General features: G+C 69.2%; 15 protein-coding genes. 11 read left to right on the forward strand and 4 right to left on the reverse strand.

The window, feature by feature from the left end:
• Positions 1–132: 132 nt before the first annotated feature.
• The 6 genes from V3391_RS13140 (at position 133) to V3391_RS13165 (ending at position 5946) form a co-directional block, all read left to right on the forward strand.
• Positions 133–666 carry a DUF1190 domain-containing protein gene (locus V3391_RS13140; protein ID WP_332079679.1) on the forward strand — a complete coding sequence of 178 codons (534 nt, stop codon included), beginning with the start codon at positions 133–135 and terminating at the stop codon, positions 664–666.
• 1 nt (position 667) lies between these two features.
• Positions 668–1849: a glutathionylspermidine synthase family protein gene (locus V3391_RS13145; protein WP_332078885.1), complete on the forward strand. Its 1182-nt coding sequence runs from the start codon at positions 668–670 to the stop codon at positions 1847–1849.
• A 308-nt stretch (positions 1850–2157) separates the two neighbouring features.
• Positions 2158–3549: an ATP-dependent RNA helicase DbpA gene (gene dbpA / locus V3391_RS13150; RefSeq protein ID WP_332078886.1), complete on the forward strand. Its 1392-nt coding sequence runs from the start codon at positions 2158–2160 to the stop codon at positions 3547–3549.
• A gap of 30 nt (positions 3550–3579) precedes the next feature.
• Complete coding sequence (locus tag V3391_RS13155; protein ID WP_332078887.1) at positions 3580–4776, forward strand: glycosyltransferase; 1197 nt, start codon at positions 3580–3582, stop codon at positions 4774–4776.
• Between the two features lie 26 nt (positions 4777–4802).
• Positions 4803–5378: a hypothetical protein gene (locus V3391_RS13160; protein WP_332078888.1), complete on the forward strand. Its 576-nt coding sequence runs from the start codon at positions 4803–4805 to the stop codon at positions 5376–5378.
• A 94-nt stretch (positions 5379–5472) separates the two neighbouring features.
• Complete coding sequence (locus V3391_RS13165) at positions 5473–5946, forward strand: hypothetical protein (RefSeq protein ID WP_332078889.1); 474 nt, start codon at positions 5473–5475, stop codon at positions 5944–5946.
• Between the two features lie 177 nt (positions 5947–6123).
• On the opposite strand, the gene V3391_RS13170 is transcribed toward V3391_RS13165, so the two are convergent.
• Complete coding sequence (locus V3391_RS13170) at positions 6124–7020, reverse strand: LysR family transcriptional regulator (protein WP_332078890.1); 897 nt, start codon at positions 7018–7020, stop codon at positions 6124–6126.
• A gap of 109 nt (positions 7021–7129) precedes the next feature.
• Between V3391_RS13170 and V3391_RS13175 the strand changes: the two genes are divergently transcribed.
• From V3391_RS13175 to V3391_RS13185, 3 genes are read left to right on the forward strand one after another with little or no spacing between them, the layout of a single operon-like run.
• Positions 7130–7867, forward strand: coding sequence for an SDR family oxidoreductase (locus V3391_RS13175; protein ID WP_332078891.1), 738 nt, complete (start codon positions 7130–7132; stop codon positions 7865–7867).
• The gene (locus V3391_RS13180; RefSeq protein ID WP_332078892.1) at positions 7867–8373 is read left to right on the forward strand and encodes a nuclear transport factor 2 family protein; all 507 of its coding nucleotides are present in this window, start codon (positions 7867–7869) and stop codon (positions 8371–8373) included. Before V3391_RS13175 ends, V3391_RS13180 begins: the two co-directional genes overlap by 1 nt.
• Before the next feature lie 54 nt (positions 8374–8427).
• The gene (locus V3391_RS13185; RefSeq protein ID WP_332078893.1) at positions 8428–9828 is read left to right on the forward strand and encodes a hypothetical protein; all 1401 of its coding nucleotides are present in this window, start codon (positions 8428–8430) and stop codon (positions 9826–9828) included.
• Between the two features lie 4 nt (positions 9829–9832).
• Here V3391_RS13185 and V3391_RS13190 read toward each other — a convergent pair whose 3' ends face one another.
• Complete coding sequence (locus tag V3391_RS13190; RefSeq protein WP_332078894.1) at positions 9833–10225, reverse strand: barstar family protein; 393 nt, start codon at positions 10223–10225, stop codon at positions 9833–9835.
• A gap of 110 nt (positions 10226–10335) precedes the next feature.
• Positions 10336–10737, reverse strand: coding sequence for a hypothetical protein (locus tag V3391_RS13195; RefSeq protein WP_332078895.1), 402 nt, complete (start codon positions 10735–10737; stop codon positions 10336–10338).
• Between the two features lie 226 nt (positions 10738–10963).
• Here V3391_RS13195 and V3391_RS13200 point away from each other — a divergent pair, with 226 nt between their 5' ends.
• Together V3391_RS13200 and V3391_RS13205 are read left to right on the forward strand one after the other, a co-directional pair.
• On the forward strand, positions 10964–12109 hold the full coding sequence (locus V3391_RS13200; RefSeq protein WP_332078896.1) for a helix-turn-helix domain-containing protein: 1146 nt from the start codon (positions 10964–10966) through the stop codon (positions 12107–12109).
• Between the two features lie 85 nt (positions 12110–12194).
• Entirely contained in the window at positions 12195–13706 is a 1512-nt protein-coding gene (locus V3391_RS13205) for a S41 family peptidase (RefSeq protein WP_332078897.1), read from the forward strand.
• Between the two features lie 33 nt (positions 13707–13739).
• On the opposite strand, the gene V3391_RS13210 is transcribed toward V3391_RS13205, so the two are convergent.
• Complete coding sequence (locus V3391_RS13210; protein WP_332079680.1) at positions 13740–14294, reverse strand: YdeI/OmpD-associated family protein; 555 nt, start codon at positions 14292–14294, stop codon at positions 13740–13742.
• Between the last annotated feature and the right edge of the window lie 243 nt (positions 14295–14537).

The following is a 14537-nucleotide window of genomic DNA, read 5'->3' on the forward strand; positions in this document are numbered from 1 at the left end:
ATTCCGGGCAACGGGACTGAACGCCAGTGTAGGCGTCGCGCTTTGCCGCGCGACCGGCGACGGGCATCATGTCCGGCCGGACACACGCAACACACGGAGCAGGACATGACGGACACCACTGGCACGCGACGCATCAAGCGTTCGAAGACGACGGCCCTGCTGTTGATGGGCACCGCGCCATTGCTGTTCACCGCCTGCCAGCGCACCGCGCCCGTGGAAGTGCAGGACGGGCTCTACACCTCGGTCGAAACCTGCGCGCAGGCCGTCGGCGACACCGCCACGTGCCGCATCGCGTTCGAGCAGGCCAAGCTGCAGGCGGCCGACACCGCGCCGCAGTACAGCAGCCGCGCTGCGTGCGAGGCCGAGTTCCCGGCCGAGGAATGCGTCGAGCAGAAGACCTCGACCGGGCATTCCTTCATCGGTCCGCTGATGGCCGGCTTCTTCCTGTCGCAGATGATGGGCGGCAACCGCGCCGGTCTCGCCCAGCAGACGCCGCAGGCCTCGCCCGCGTTCCGCGACAACCGCCAGGGCTGGCTGCGTCCGAACGGCGCACCGGGCGCCGGCCGGGCCGGCATGGCGCCGGTGTCGGCGACGCCGGACCGCGCGGTGACCGCGAACCGCGGCGGTTTCGGTCGCTCTGCCACCGGTCGCAGCACCGGCGGCTGAGGTGCGGCGCATTCCGATCGTCGAACGCGGCGACTGGCAGGCGCAGGCCGTCGAATGCGGCTTCCGGTTCCACACCATCGACGGCGCCCGCTACTGGGATGAGCGCGCGTACTACGCGTTCTCGATGGCGCAGATCGAACATGACCTCGAAGACCCGAGCGTCGAAGTCCACCAGATGGCGATGGGCCTGGTCGACGAGATCGTCGGCAGCGAATCGCTGATGGAGCAACTGGCGATTCCGGCGCATTACCGCGACTGGATCGCCGAGAGCTGGCGCCGCCGCGAGCCGCATCTCTACGGGCGCCTCGATTTCGCCTACGACGGCACCGGCCCGGCCAAGCTCTACGAACTCAATTACGACACGCCGACCTCGCTGTTCGAGGCCGCGTTCTTCCAGTGGCAATGGCTCGAGGACCAGCGTGCCAGCGGCCGCCTGCCGCGCGACGCCGACCAGTTCAATTCGATCCACGAAGCGCTGGTCGACCGCTTCGCCGACCTCGCATCGAGCCTGCCGCCGCCGCTGCTGTTCGCCGCCGTGCGGGACTCCGAAGAAGACCAGGGCACGATCGCCTACCTGCGCGACTGCGCGGCGCAGGCCGGCCTGCACGGCGCGGCGATCGCGCTGGAAGACATCGGCCTGTCCGAAGACGGCCGCTACACCGATCTCGACGACACGGTAATCGGTTCGCTGTTCAAGCTGTATCCGCTCGAAGACCTGTTCAACGACGACTTCGGCCGCGCGCTGCCCAAGTCCGGCCTGCGCCTGATCGAACCGCCGTGGAAGGCTGTGCTCAGCAACAAGGGCCTGCTGCCGCTGCTGTGGGCGCGCCATCGCGGGCATCCGAACCTGCTCGCGGCCGAGTTCGACACCGGCGGCGACCTGCCCGCCGGCTGGGTACGCAAACCGCTGCATTCGCGCGAAGGCGCGAACATCGAACTGCATCTCGCCGACGGATCGCGGCTGCACAGCGACGGTCCCTACGCAGGGCCGTGCATCCGCCAGGCCGCACATCCGCTCACCGCGTTCGACGGTCACTACCCGATGGTCGGCAGCTGGATCGTCGGCGATCACGCCTGCGGCATCGGCATCCGCGAGGACAACTCACCCATCACGCGTGACAGTGCGCGCTTCGTGCCGCATGCGATCGTCGAAGCGGACGCGCCGGCGACGTTCTACGCCTGAGGCGAGATACAAGCCCTCGCTCGCGCAAGTTCGAAGTCGGGGAATGCGTCTTTCCCTTCCCCCCTAGGGGGAGGTGCCCGTAGGGCGGATGAGGGCGCTTTCAGTTGTCCTTGTATAGAACCCCGACCCTCACCCGACGCACGTTGTGCGTCGACCCCGGCTCAGGTCCGGGGCAGGCTCTGTCCCAGAGGGAGAGGTGCGCATCGCCTGCCGTCGAGTGCATGACCCTGGCCTGGCGAGCGCGAGAGGACATGCATATCTGCTGCCCGTTCCGCCGCTCCCGCCCCCACTCCTGCGATCATGCACGCATGACCACGCCTCTCCCGTTCTCCGCGCTCGCGCTGCCGCCCGCCCTGCTGCAGGGCGTCGACGCCCTCGGCTACACGTCGATGACCCCGATCCAGGCCGAATCGCTGCCGCCGATCCTCGAAGGTCGCGATGTCATCGCCCAGGCGCCGACCGGCAGTGGCAAGACCGCGGCGTTCGGGCTCGGGCTGCTGCAGAAGATCGACACCGGCCTCATCGAGACCCAGGCGCTGGTGCTGTGCCCGACGCGCGAGCTCGCCGACCAGGTCGGCAAGCAGCTGCGCAAGCTCGCGCTCGGCATTCCGAACCTGAAGCTCTCGCTGCTGTGCGGCGGCATTCCGCTCGGGCCGCAGCTCGCGTCGCTGACGCATCCGCCGCACGTCGTCGTCGGCACGCCGGGCCGCATCCAGGAACTGGCGAAGAAGAAGGCACTGCACCTGCGCCACGTGCGCACGCTGGTGCTCGACGAAGCCGACCGCATGCTCGACATGGGTTTCGAGGAGTCGATCCGCGACATCGTCAAGCGCGTGCCGCCGACGCGGCAGGGCCTGCTGTTCTCGGCGACGTTCCCGGACGGCATCCGCGATCTCGGCACCGCGATGCTGCGCGAGCCGGTGCAGATCGGCGTCGAAGGTGACGCGCCCGCGCCGAAGATCGAGCAGATCTTCCACGAGGTCGAACCGTCGCGCCGCGCGCCGCAGCTGGCCGCGCTGCTGCTGCGTCATCGCCCGGAATCTGCGGTGGTCTTCTGCAATACCCGCGCCGACGTCAACGAGGTCGCCGGCTCGCTCGCGCACTACGGTTTCGATGCGCTCGCGCTGCATGGCGACATGGAGCAGCGCGACCGCGATGAAGTGCTGGTGCGCTTCGCCAACCGCAGCTGCAATGTGCTGGTGGCGAGCGATGTCGCCGCGCGCGGGCTCGACGTCGAGGACATCGGCGCGGTGGTGAACTACGAGCTGCCGCACGACGCCGACACCTATGTGCACCGCATCGGCCGCACCGGTCGTGCCGGGCGTTCGGGCCTGGCATTGAGCCTGGTCACGCCGCGCGAGCTGCCCCGCACCGCGCTCGTCGAAGGCCAGTTCGGCGCACCGCTGCGCTGGGAAAAGTTGTTGCCGCTCAGCGGCAAGGGCAGCGATGTGCCGGCCGCGCCGATGGTCACGCTGCGCATCGACGCCGGCCGCACCGACAAGCTGCGTCCCGGCGACATCGTCGGTGCGCTGACCGGCGACGCCGGCCTGCACAAGGACGCGATCGGCAAGATCGATGTCTTCGCCACGCGCAGCTACGTCGCCATCACGCGCGGCAAGGTGCAGCAGGCGGTCAACCACCTGCGCGACGGCAAGATCAAGGGCCGACGCTTCCGCGTGCAGCCGCTGAAGACGACGTAATCATCCCCGGCGCTGCGCGAGACTGCGCGCATGCGCCTGCTGATCATCACCTACGGCACCGAAGGCGACGCGCGACCGCTCGCCGCGCTCGGCTGCGCGTTGATGCGCGCCGGGCATTCGGTGCATCTGCTCGGCGACGCCGACACGCTCGACAGTGCACGCGCACTCGGCGTGCCGGCGACTGCATTAGCCGGCGACATCCGCGGCACGCTGTCGCGCATGCGCGCGATGCGCCAGATCGAACGCGCGCTGATCCGCATCGTCGAGGCGCGCACGCCCGAATGGATGCAGCAGGCGATGGCGCTCGGCGCGGGATGCGATGCGGTGATCGTGTCCGGCCTCACCGCGTTCGTCGGCCTGTCGGTGGCCGAGGCGCTGGGCAAGCCTGCGATCGGCGCGATGATGATTCCGATCAGTCCGACCGCTGCGTTCACCTCGCCGCTGTCGCCGCTGCGTCTGCCGCGCGTGCTCAACCGCAGCTCGCACGCCTTCGTGAGCCACATGGTCTGGCGCACGTTCCGCGCGACGACCAATCGCGGCCGCATCGCGATCGGCCTGCCACCCCGCAAGGCGTTGTGGACCACGCACCCGGTGCTCTACGGCGTGTCGCCGGCGCTGCTGCCGGACATCGACGACTGGCCGGCGGATGCGATCGCCTGCGGCCAGTGGGTGCCGCCGTCGACGGACTGGACGCCACCGCGCGAACTCCTCGAGTGGATCGCGTCCGGGCCGCCGCCGGTCTACGCCGGCTTCGGCAGCATGAGTGGCTTCGATGCGCCGCGTGTGCGTGCCGCACTGCTGGACGCGGTTGGCGATCGGCGCGTGCTGTTCAATCCCGCCTGGAGCGGCATCGACATCACCGGTCTTCCAGCGAACGTCCACGTCATCGGCAGCGTGCCGCACGACTGGCTGCTGCCACGCTGCGCGCTGGCGATCCATCATGGCGGCTCGGGCACCACGCACTCCGCATGCCGCGCTGGCATTCCATCGGTGATCCTGCCGTTCGCCGGTGACCAGCCGTTCTGGGCAGGCCGTCTGCGCGCGCTGGGCATCGCGGACCGGGTGCTGTCGGGTCGGCGGCCTTCGGCATCCGGCCTACGCGGAGCGATCGCCTTCGCCGAACGCCCCGAAATACTTGCCCGGGCCGACGCACTGGGGCGCGTGATGCGGGACGAAGATGGCTGCAGGATCGCCGTGGCGTGGATCGAACGCCTGCTGCAGGATTGAGTCTCTTGCCATGGAGGTGCAGCGCGATGGACGACGGTTACGACGTGCGCGAACCTGCAGGTGGGTGTATTGCAATGGTCTCGACGATCGCGATGGCGATCTGGATCGCAGGCATTCTGGTTGCCTCTGCGTTCGGTGATTTGTCGCCGGCCACGCTGGCTGTCTTCTCGCTTGCTGTCCTGGGTCTGGCTCTCTTGGCGTTCAGACGCTGTCGGCGCCGGCCGAAGCGGGTCCTGATCGGCGCAGATGCGCACGGCATCCGTATCCCGCGGCGCCTGTGGATCAACGACGATCCGGACTGGCTGCAGTATGCGTGGAGCGTGGTCGGCGACATCGCGGCGCACGCAAACGGCGGCTATGGCGGAGATGGCCATTCGATTGCGATCACCGTCGATCTGCGGGAAGCGGATCGACGCCTGTTGATGTCCCGGCACGGTGGATTTCCGCGGGATCCCGAGGGGCGTGTGCAGTTGAACGTGCCGTTCGCCGGATCGATGTCGCGTGCACGCGCGGAAGCCCGCACGCTCGAATCATTGCGCGCACGGTGGGCTGTTTCGTCACCCGTCGGCGGCCATAACCGCGGCACGTACACCGCACCATGACTGAACGCATCGGGCGCACCTCGGGTTCACCCGAGGTCCCAGCCCCGCGTGCAGTCGAGAAAATGAAGGCCCCACTGCACATGGACCGCAGCATATGAGCGACAACGCATCGGGCGTCTCGGGCGCCGACTCTTCGAACGGCGCGAACGACGCGCGCGGCGCAGCCGCCGAAGCCGCCGCCGAGCACGGTCTGGACGCCACCGCCAGCGCATCGAACGAGGCCGTGTCCGCAGCTGAGACCGGCAAAGCCGCCGCTGCCGCAGGCGACACCTGCACCGCCGAAGCCTCGGCCAATCGCGCCGAAGCCGCCGCTGCCGAAGCGGTCGAAGCGGCGGCCGCCATGGCCGACATCGCGGCGAACAATCCGACGCCGGCGACCGAAGCGATGGCGGGGTTCGCCGCCAGCTACGCGCAGGCGGCCACCGAGGCCGCGGCGTCCGCGCGCAGTGCGCTCGACGGCATGCAGGCGTCGCAAGGACTGGGCGCGTGCGTGTCCGAGGCGCCGACCTCGCCGACGCAGGGACTGGCGCTGTCGACGATCAACCAGCTGGGCGGGATCTGGTCCTGAGGCAGCAATAGCGCGTTCGTTCGATACGGACAGCTGAAGCCCTTGGCGTCTGGACATGAGGCGTCGGGGGCTGTCTGCTGAGCGCTGACGTGCAGCGCCCTCACTCGACGCGCGTTGCGCGTCGATCCCTCCCGGAGGGAGAGATGCGGGGATCGCACGGTCCAAGACGACGTCGCTTCAACCTGCCCCGCGAAACCCGCGCACGTGTTCGATCAGTGCACGCAGTTTCGGCGGCAGATTGCGGCGGTCGGGGTAATACAGAAAAAAGCCGGGGAACGGCGGCAGATAGTCGTCGAGCAGCGTCACCAGTTCGCCGCGTGCGATCCACGGCGCGAAGGTCTCCTCGATGCCGATCGTCAGGCCGCCGCCGGCGAGTGCGGTGCGCACCATCAGCAGCATGTCGTTGGTCGTGACCTGCGGCTGCACGGCGACGTCGAAATCCTGCCCGTCCTGCACGAACTCCCAGCGATACGGCGCTACGCCCGGCGCGGGCCGCCAGCCGATGCAACGGTGCGCGACCAGCTCGCGCGGATGCGTCGGCGTGCCGTGTGCGGCCAGATAGCCGGGCGTCGCCACCACGACCTGGCGCACGGGTCCGGTCAGCGGCACCGCGATCATGTCCTGCTCGATCACCTCGCCCAGCCGCACGCCGGCATCGAAGCCCTGGGCGACGATGTCCGATTCGTCGTCGGTCACGGTCACGTCGAGCGTGATCTGCGGGTAGGCCTCCGCGAAACGCGCGACCAGCGGGCCGGCGAGGAAGCGTTCGGCGATCGAGGTCACCGCGACACGTAACAGGCCTCGGGGTGGGCCGTCATCGAGCGCGTCGTCGAGCGCGGCGCCGATCCGTGCCAGCGGTTGCGCGATCTGCTGATGCAGGCGGTGCCCGGCCTCGGTCAGCCGCACGCTGCGGGTGGACCGCGTCACCAGCGCGACGCCGAGCCGGTCCTCCAGCTTGCGCATGCCCTGACTGACGGCCGAGCGGGTCACGCCCAGCCGGTCGGCGGCCGCGCGGAAGTTGTCGCCTTCGGCGACCGCGACGAACACCCGCAGCAGGTTGAGGTCGAGATCCATTGGTTAGCCAGTCTAACCACAGCATCCAGTTCTGAGGGAGTTCTCGCGACACCGGGCCGTGTCTACCGTATCTGCACCGGGCCCAGACGCCCCATGCAGGAGTTCTCCCATGCAGCAGGACCTTACCGATCGCATCGTGCTGATTACCGGCGCCAGCAGCGGCATCGGCGCCGCGACCGCGCGCGAACTCGCCGCCCGTGGCGCCACCGTCGTGCTCGGCGCACGTCGCGTCGATCGTCTCGACGCGCTGGTCGCCGACATCACCGCCGCCGGCGGCCGCGCCGACGCGCGTGCGCTGGATGTGGTGTCGGCGGACGATATGCAGGCCTTCGTCGACCATGCACTCGCTGCACACGGCCGTATCGATGCCCTCGTCAACAACGCCGGCGTCATGCCGCTGTCGCCTCTGTCGGCGCGCAAGCGCGACGAGTGGGACCGCATGATCGACGTCAACATCCGCGGCGTGCTGCACGGCATCGCGGCGGTGCTGCCGGCGATGGAACAGCAGGGCTTCGGCCACGTCATCAACGTCGCCTCGATCGGTGCGCACCAGGTCTTCCCCACGTCGGCCGTCTACTGCGCCACCAAGTACGCGGTATGGGCGATCTCCGAAGGCTTGCGGCAGGAGACCACCACGCTGCGGGTCACCGTGGTCAGCCCGGGCACAACCACGTCCGAACTCGCCGACACCATCACCCACGCCGGCGCGGCCGAAGGCATGCGCGATTTCCGCCGCATCACGATCGAGCCCGAAGCCATCGCCCGCGCAATCGCATTCGCGATGACCCAGCCCGCCGACGTCGATGTCAGCGAGCTGATCGTGCGTCCCGTCGCGAGTCCGTACTGATGGCCGCCCGCACGGTGCCGCGCTGCTGCAGGCTCGCCGGTCTCGCGATCGCGATGGGACTGGCGGTGCCGGTGATGTCCGCGCACGCCGGCGATGCACCGGCGCAGACCGCCATCCACGACAACTCCGCGCAGATCCGCGCCGCGTTCGAGGCCTGGCGACTCGGGCAGGGCAGCGTGTTCGACCTGCTGGCCGACGATGTCGTGTGGACCGTTGCCGGCGACAGTCCGGTGTCGGGCACGTACCGCTCGAAGCAGGTGTTTCTCGACGAGGCGGTCGCGCCGATCACCGCGCGACTCGCAGCGCCGATCGTGCCGGAGGTCACGCGCATCGTCGCCGACGGCGCGCATGTGGTCGTGCTGTGGCAGGGCAGCGCCACCGCGCGCGACGGCAGCACCTACCGCAATCACTACGCCTGGCATCTGGAACTCGCCGACGGCCGCATTGTCCGCGCGACCGCCTTCCTCGACACGTGGGCGCTCGCGCGGTTGGTCGATCCGAGCTGAACGCGTCACCCCGCGCGCGGCTACACTCGCCCTCCGGATCTGGGGAGACCGCGCATGCAACACGAGACCGACGCCGCACCGCGGCCCGTCGACGGCACGCCGATGCCGGCCACGCCGGGTGGCCGCATCAGCTTCGAGCGCCTGCGCGAGCGCAGCGACGAACTCGAACTGCTGATCTCCGGCTTGCTGGTGTTCGGTCTGTTCACCGTGCCGGGGCGACTGTTCGACGCGTGGGTGTCCAACACCGTCCACGCCGACGGCATGGCGCAGTACGCGATCTGGTTCGGCTTCGCGGTCGGCGTGGGCGTGAGCTACGCGCTGGCGGCCGCCTTCATGACCCACATCGCGATCCGTGGCTACTGGGTCGGGCTGATCGGCCTGAAGGCGACCTTCCCCGACGGCGTGCGCTGGGACCGGCTCAGTTCGATGGGCCCGGTGTCGCGCGGCTACCAGCGCGCGCGCGTCGGCGACATCGGACAGGCGATCGACCGTGCCGACCGCATGGCGTCGATCCTGTTCGCGATGAGCATCCTGATGGCGCTGACCATCGCCGGCGTCGGCGTGTTCGCCATCGTGCTGATGGTGCTCGGCAGCCTCGTCGGTGCGCTGTTCGGCATGGCCGATCGCGTCGCGCTGATCACCGGCGGCGTGCTGTACGCGCTGTTCATCGCCGGCGCGGTGGCGATGGCGGTGTGCGAGAAACTGATCGCACGCCGCGACGCGGCCGGACGATCCAGCGAAGGCCTGCGTCGTCTGCTGCTGCGGCTGCTGCGCGTCTACGGCGTGCTGGTGCCGCAGCGCCTGATCGGGCCGATGCAGTTCACGCTGCAGAGCAATCTCAACGGCCGCCTGTTCCTCGCGGTCTACGCGCTCGTGATCGGTGGCGCGATGGTGATCGGCGGTCTGCAGGTCATCAACTCGATGAAGTTCACCCTGCTGCAGGGCTACGAGGTCGTGACCGACGACGCCGTCGACCACGGCATGCTCGGCGCGCACTACGAGAACATGCGCGCCGAGCACGACGCCCTGCTGCGCTATCCGATGATCCCGTCGGACCGCATCGCCGAAACCCATCTGCGCCTGTTCATCCCGCACCAGCCGCAGCGCGACAACGCACTCGCGCGCCGCCTGTGTCCGATGCTGACCGACGGCCGCAACACCGCCGAAGGCGCCGCCGCCACCCGCAATGCCATCGACTGCATGGCCGCGATGTGGACCGTCAGCATCGACGGCACCGCGATTCCGCTCGACGACTTCGTGCCGATCGAACGTCGCGACCTTGGAATGCGCGGCCTCGTCGGTTACATCCCGCTCGGCGACCGCCAGCCGGGTCGCCACACGCTCGAACTGGTGTGGAACGCCGACGGCGGCGACACCGGCAAACAGCGCCGCCGCGAGTACCGCATCCCGTTCTGGTTCATCCCGCAGATCGCCGAGCGCGTGCAGCGGGATTGAGTCTTCAGCGCGTCTCGAGCGTGATGTTCGGATGCGCGGCGATGATCTCCAGCACCAGATCGAAGAACGTCGGTCCACTGCCGGCCTCGAGCGCATCGAGGTCGCGCCGGATACGTGCCTTGTCGTAGCGGCCGGGCGTGTCGAGCTTGTCCTGCAGCCAGGCGCGGGTGGCGTCGATGCCGAGCGCGTCGCGGCTGTGCGCGAAGTCGGTCCAGACCAGCGTCACCGGCGCATCGCCATCGAGTGCGCCGTAGCCGCCGTAGAGCATGTCGTCGAGCGCATCGAGACTGTGGCCGAGCTGCCAGTCGACACCGGTCATGAACACCCGGTTGACCTCGTCGTAGAACGACGCGAGATCGTGGATGCGGCTGCCGTCGAGGGTCAGGATGCGGGTCATGGCGGTGGTCGATCCGGGGCCGGCGATCATCGCATCGACGGTGTCGTCGCCGGCTGATCGCCGCTCGCGCGATCGATGCAGGCCTCGCATCGGATCCGACGATGCGCGCCTCAGTTCTTGTGGAACGTCGGCGGCGGGAACGTCGCGATCTTGGCTTCTTCCACCGCCGCGCGCGCCGCGGTCCAGTCGTTGCGCAGGAAGGCATGGATCGCGCCGATCTCCGCATCGCTCAGATGCGACAGCTGCTCCCGCGCGACAATGCCCATCAGACTCCCCTGCGCATACAGATCGCGCCCGTCCCGGGCGACGCCGGTCCGCAGCAGCGTGGTGAACTCGGCCGGCGAATAGCCTTTGGCGAGCGTCAGCGGCGGCGCGTTGATGATCTGTTTCGGCGTTTGGTGATGGCAGTTCACGCACCCGACGATGTAGACCAGATGCTCGCCGGACGGCGCGACGACCGCAGGCGCCGCAGCCGGAGCGGCCGCGACCGGCACCACCGGCGGCGCGGGCATGCAGGACGCCAGCCACGGTGCACAGCAGAGGGCGAGGGCGCAAAGCGATGAGCGGGTCATGCCGGGTCCTGTTTTCGAAGGCTTCCACCGAAAACAGACGTGGACGGCGGGGCGATGCGGCCAGGTCTCACACGCCGGCGTCCGCGTCGTCACGAGAAATGGTGGGGGCGATCGGCGATTGCTAGGCTTGCGCCGGCGTCGCGCGATGCCGCACACGGACCTCCTGATGACGCACATCCGCCTGGGCACCTGGAGCCTGCTGCTCCTGCTCGCCAGCCTGCACGGTCTGCTGATGGCGGCGTTGCTGTGGCGGACCCGCGACAACCGCGCCGCCAACCGCGTACTCGCCGCGCTGCTGATCGTCATGGTGCTGAAGATCACCCCGTACACGATCGGCTACGCGGGGGTGTACGACGCATTCCAGTGGCTGACGTTCGCGCCCTTCTACTGGGATCTGGCGATCGGGCCCTGCGTCTGGCTCTATGCGCGCCAGCTCTCGATCGCGGGCCTGCCGCGCGGCTGGGCATGGCACTTCATGCCGGCAGCGCTGCAAGGAACTTATTACGCCCTGCAGTTCATACGGCCGCTGCCGGACAAGCTGGCGTTCAACGCAGCGGTCCATCATCCATGGGTGCTGCCGGCCGAAACCGCTGCGGTGCAGCTGTCGGTGCTCCTCTATCTGGTGCTCGCGTATCGCAGCTTCCGCGGCTACCAGCACTGGCTCGAGCAACATAGCGCCGCGCGTGAGGAATGGCGGCTGCGTTGGCTGCAGCGTTTCATCGTGGCGATGCTGGCGTGGAGTCTGCTGCGGCTGGGATTCGCGATCGCCGACCGCGTCGTGGGCGGGCTCGGCTACTTCCGCGAGTTCCCGATGTACGTGGCGCTGGCGGCGCTGGTCTACTACCTCGGGCTCGAAGGCTGGCGCCATGCGCGCGATGCGCGCCCGCGCATCGGTGATGCCGGCACGGGACCCGCAGCATCGGATGCGTCGGTCGACACGCCACCTGCCGCGCAGTCGGCCCGTCCGCCCCGCGACTGGGCTGCTCTCGGGGCGCGTATCGAAGCGGCCATCATTGAAGGCAGCTGGTGGCGGGAGCCGACCCTCGACCTCGACGAGCTGGCGCGGCGGGTCGGCAGCAACACCAACTACGTGTCCCGCGCGCTCAACGAAGGTCTCGGGCTGAGCTTCAGCGCCCTGATCAACCGGATGCGGGTCGAGGACGCACAACGCCGGCTGGTCGGCGGCGACGACATCCTCGACATCGGCCTGTCGGTCGGCTTCGGCTCCAAGGCCACCTTCAACCGGGTGTTCCGCGCGTCCACCGGCTGTACGCCCAGCGAGTGGCGGCGCACGCGACGTCCCGATTCCTGAAACGCGTGCAGGCGCTGGCGCGATGAGGCGCCGTGCGGCCGCTGCGGGCCGATGCTCCGCCATCTCCTCCATTGCCGGAATGTCCATGGCGCGCTTCGTATTGCTCCTGTGTTGTCTGTTCGTGTTTCCGTTGCCCGTGTCGCTTGCCGCGGTGCCCGACGCGGATCGCGCGCGTCTGGACGATGTCCTGTCGGGTGCCGGCCTCGTCTCCGATGTCGACCGGCTGCAGCGCACCTACACGGCGCTCCATCCCGGCCTGTACCGCTACGCCACGCCTGAAGAAGTGCGGACACGCTTCGACGGCCTGCGTCGTGCACTCGCCGGCGGCGCCACGCGTGGCGAGGCCTTCCTGGCGTTCGCGCGTTTCGCGGCCACGATCCGCTGCGGACACACGTTTCCCAACGTCCTCAACCAGCCCGATGCGCTGCAATCCGCGCTGCTCGGCGGCGCGCAGCGGCTGCCGTTCCACTTCCGCTGGATCGCAGGCCGCATGGTCGTGACCGACGGCTTCGGGATTCCGGATCTGCAACGCGGCGCGGACGTCCTCACCATCGGCGGCGTGCCTGCGCAGGACATGCTCACCGCGCTGCTGCAGGTCGCCCGCGCCGACGGCGGTAACGACGCCAAGCGCATCGCACAGATGCAGGTGCTGGGCTACGACGCCATCGAGGCGTTCGATGTCTATCTGCCGCTGCTGTACCCAGGACTCGGGGAGCGCCCGATCGTGGTCTGGCGGAATCCCGATGGCACGCGCATCGAGCGCGCCTTGCAGGGTTTGACACTCGCCCAGCGCCGCGCGCAGTTGGTGAATCCTGCCGCAGCCGCGCCCGAGGCGCCGGCATGGTCGCTCGACACGCGCGACCCGGCGCTGGCAGTCCTGCGCATGCCGACCTGGGCCCTGTTCAACAGCACATGGGACTGGCGCGCCTTCATCGACACGTCGTTCGCGCAACTCGATGCGGCCGGCACGCCCGCGCTCGTCATCGATCTGCGCGGCAACGAAGGCGGGCTCGGGGTCGGCGAAGGGCTGCTCGCCCATCTCGCGGCCGCACCGATCGAGCTCCCGCGCATCGAACATCGGGTCCGCGTCCGTCGTGTGCCGGACGCCCTGCGCGCAGGCCTGTCGACCTGGGACCGCAGCTTCTACGACTGGGGCGACGCCGCGACGCCGCGCGCCGAAGGTGATTTCCGTCTGACGCGCTGGCAGCCCGACACTGGCGTCGAGCGCATCGTGCCCGTCGCGCCGCGCTACACCGGCCGCGTCTTCATCCTGATCGGCGCCGAGAACAGTTCGGCGACCTTCGAGTTCGCGCAGCAGGCCAAGGCCAGCGGACTGGCCACGCTGGTCGGGCAGACCACCGGCGGCAACCAGCGCGGCATCAACGGCAGCGCATTCTTCTTCCTGACCCTGCCGCACAGTGGCATCGAGCTGGACCTGCCGCTGGTCGGCCAGTTTCCGATCGGGCCGTCCCCGGGTGGCGCGCCACCGGATGCCGGCATCGAGTCCGACATCCGGGTGGAGCACACGGTGCAGGACATCGTCGAGGGTCGCGATGCGGAAATGGGCGCGGTCAGGCGCGCGCTGCGCGCCAGCTGAGGTCTCGGGTTCCGGTGCGCGCCCGGATCGCCGTCAGGACGCGTCCGCCGCCTCCGGCGCGCCCATATTCCCTTTGCTGTACATCCCCGAGCGGTCGAAGCAGCACGCACGCCGCTTGCCCGAGCCCAGCATGTCGCAGGCAGTCGCCAGGCGCTTCACCCGCGTTTCCGCCTTCTTGCCGGACGTGATCCAGTGGATCCAGTCGCGGCGCTGCACCGCGGTCAGCGTCTTCCACTGCGCATGCGCGGGCGGATGGGCGGCCAGCGCCTTGCGCACATCGGCGGGCACGGTCGGTTCGGGCTCTTCGGCCATGGGTGACAGCACGAGTTCGACCCTGTCTCCCACTGCCACGTCCGCTGCCTCGCGCAGCTTTTTCTCCACCTTGAACCAGTGGCTGCCCACGCCATCGGGTGCCAGCGTCGCCTGGAAGGACTGGCCGGCCAGCGTGCCGTCGACGGTGACCATGCTGCGCGTGGGCAGCCGTGCGCTGGCCGCGGCTGGCAGAACGACGAACGTCCACGTTGCGGTCTTCGGCGTGGCCGGGCGCAGCAATCGAACCTGGCAGCGGATCGGGGTGGATGCGGGCATGCCGCGACGATAAACCCGCCGCGCGGGCGGCGCAGGTGGTGGCGCATGCTGTCGTTCGCGCACCGCGCGTGAGACCCGGTTCCGGCCGCCAACCGGCCGCCCGTCAGACCCGACGGCACGCGCTCACGATGCATGTGCCCGCGGTCTGGCGGGCAGTGTCCCCTTCGCCCCGACACCTGCCGCGCATCGGTCGCGATCTAGGTGCGCAGACCGACCTCGCCGTCACTTCATCGGGAGGAGGTT

The sequence above is a fragment of the Luteimonas flava genome, assembly GCF_036584485.1.
Lineage (GTDB): Bacteria > Pseudomonadota > Gammaproteobacteria > Xanthomonadales > Xanthomonadaceae > Luteimonas > Luteimonas flava.

Bases quoted from the DNA above. Each gene is read 5' to 3' on its own strand.
- dbpA (WP_332078886.1), top strand. From the start codon at position 2,158: ATGACCACGCCTCTCCCGTTCTCCGCGCTCGCGCTGCCGCCCGCCCTG.
- V3391_RS13195 (WP_332078895.1), bottom strand. From the start codon at position 10,737: ATGCCCGCGCCGCCGGTGGTGCCGGTCGCGGCCGCTCCGGCTGCGGCG.
- V3391_RS13180 (WP_332078892.1), top strand. From the start codon at position 7,867: ATGGCCGCCCGCACGGTGCCGCGCTGCTGCAGGCTCGCCGGTCTCGCG.
- V3391_RS13160 (WP_332078888.1), top strand. From the start codon at position 4,803: ATGGACGACGGTTACGACGTGCGCGAACCTGCAGGTGGGTGTATTGCA.
- V3391_RS13185 (WP_332078893.1), top strand. From the start codon at position 8,428: ATGCAACACGAGACCGACGCCGCACCGCGGCCCGTCGACGGCACGCCG.
- V3391_RS13170 (WP_332078890.1), bottom strand. From the start codon at position 7,020: ATGGATCTCGACCTCAACCTGCTGCGGGTGTTCGTCGCGGTCGCCGAA.
- V3391_RS13175 (WP_332078891.1), top strand. From the start codon at position 7,130: ATGCAGCAGGACCTTACCGATCGCATCGTGCTGATTACCGGCGCCAGC.
- V3391_RS13155 (WP_332078887.1), top strand. From the start codon at position 3,580: ATGCGCCTGCTGATCATCACCTACGGCACCGAAGGCGACGCGCGACCG.
- V3391_RS13200 (WP_332078896.1), top strand. From the start codon at position 10,964: ATGACGCACATCCGCCTGGGCACCTGGAGCCTGCTGCTCCTGCTCGCC.
- V3391_RS13205 (WP_332078897.1), top strand. From the start codon at position 12,195: ATGGCGCGCTTCGTATTGCTCCTGTGTTGTCTGTTCGTGTTTCCGTTG.
- V3391_RS13190 (WP_332078894.1), bottom strand. From the start codon at position 10,225: ATGACCCGCATCCTGACCCTCGACGGCAGCCGCATCCACGATCTCGCG.
- V3391_RS13165 (WP_332078889.1), top strand. From the start codon at position 5,473: ATGAGCGACAACGCATCGGGCGTCTCGGGCGCCGACTCTTCGAACGGC.
- V3391_RS13210 (WP_332079680.1), bottom strand. From the start codon at position 14,294: ATGCCCGCATCCACCCCGATCCGCTGCCAGGTTCGATTGCTGCGCCCG.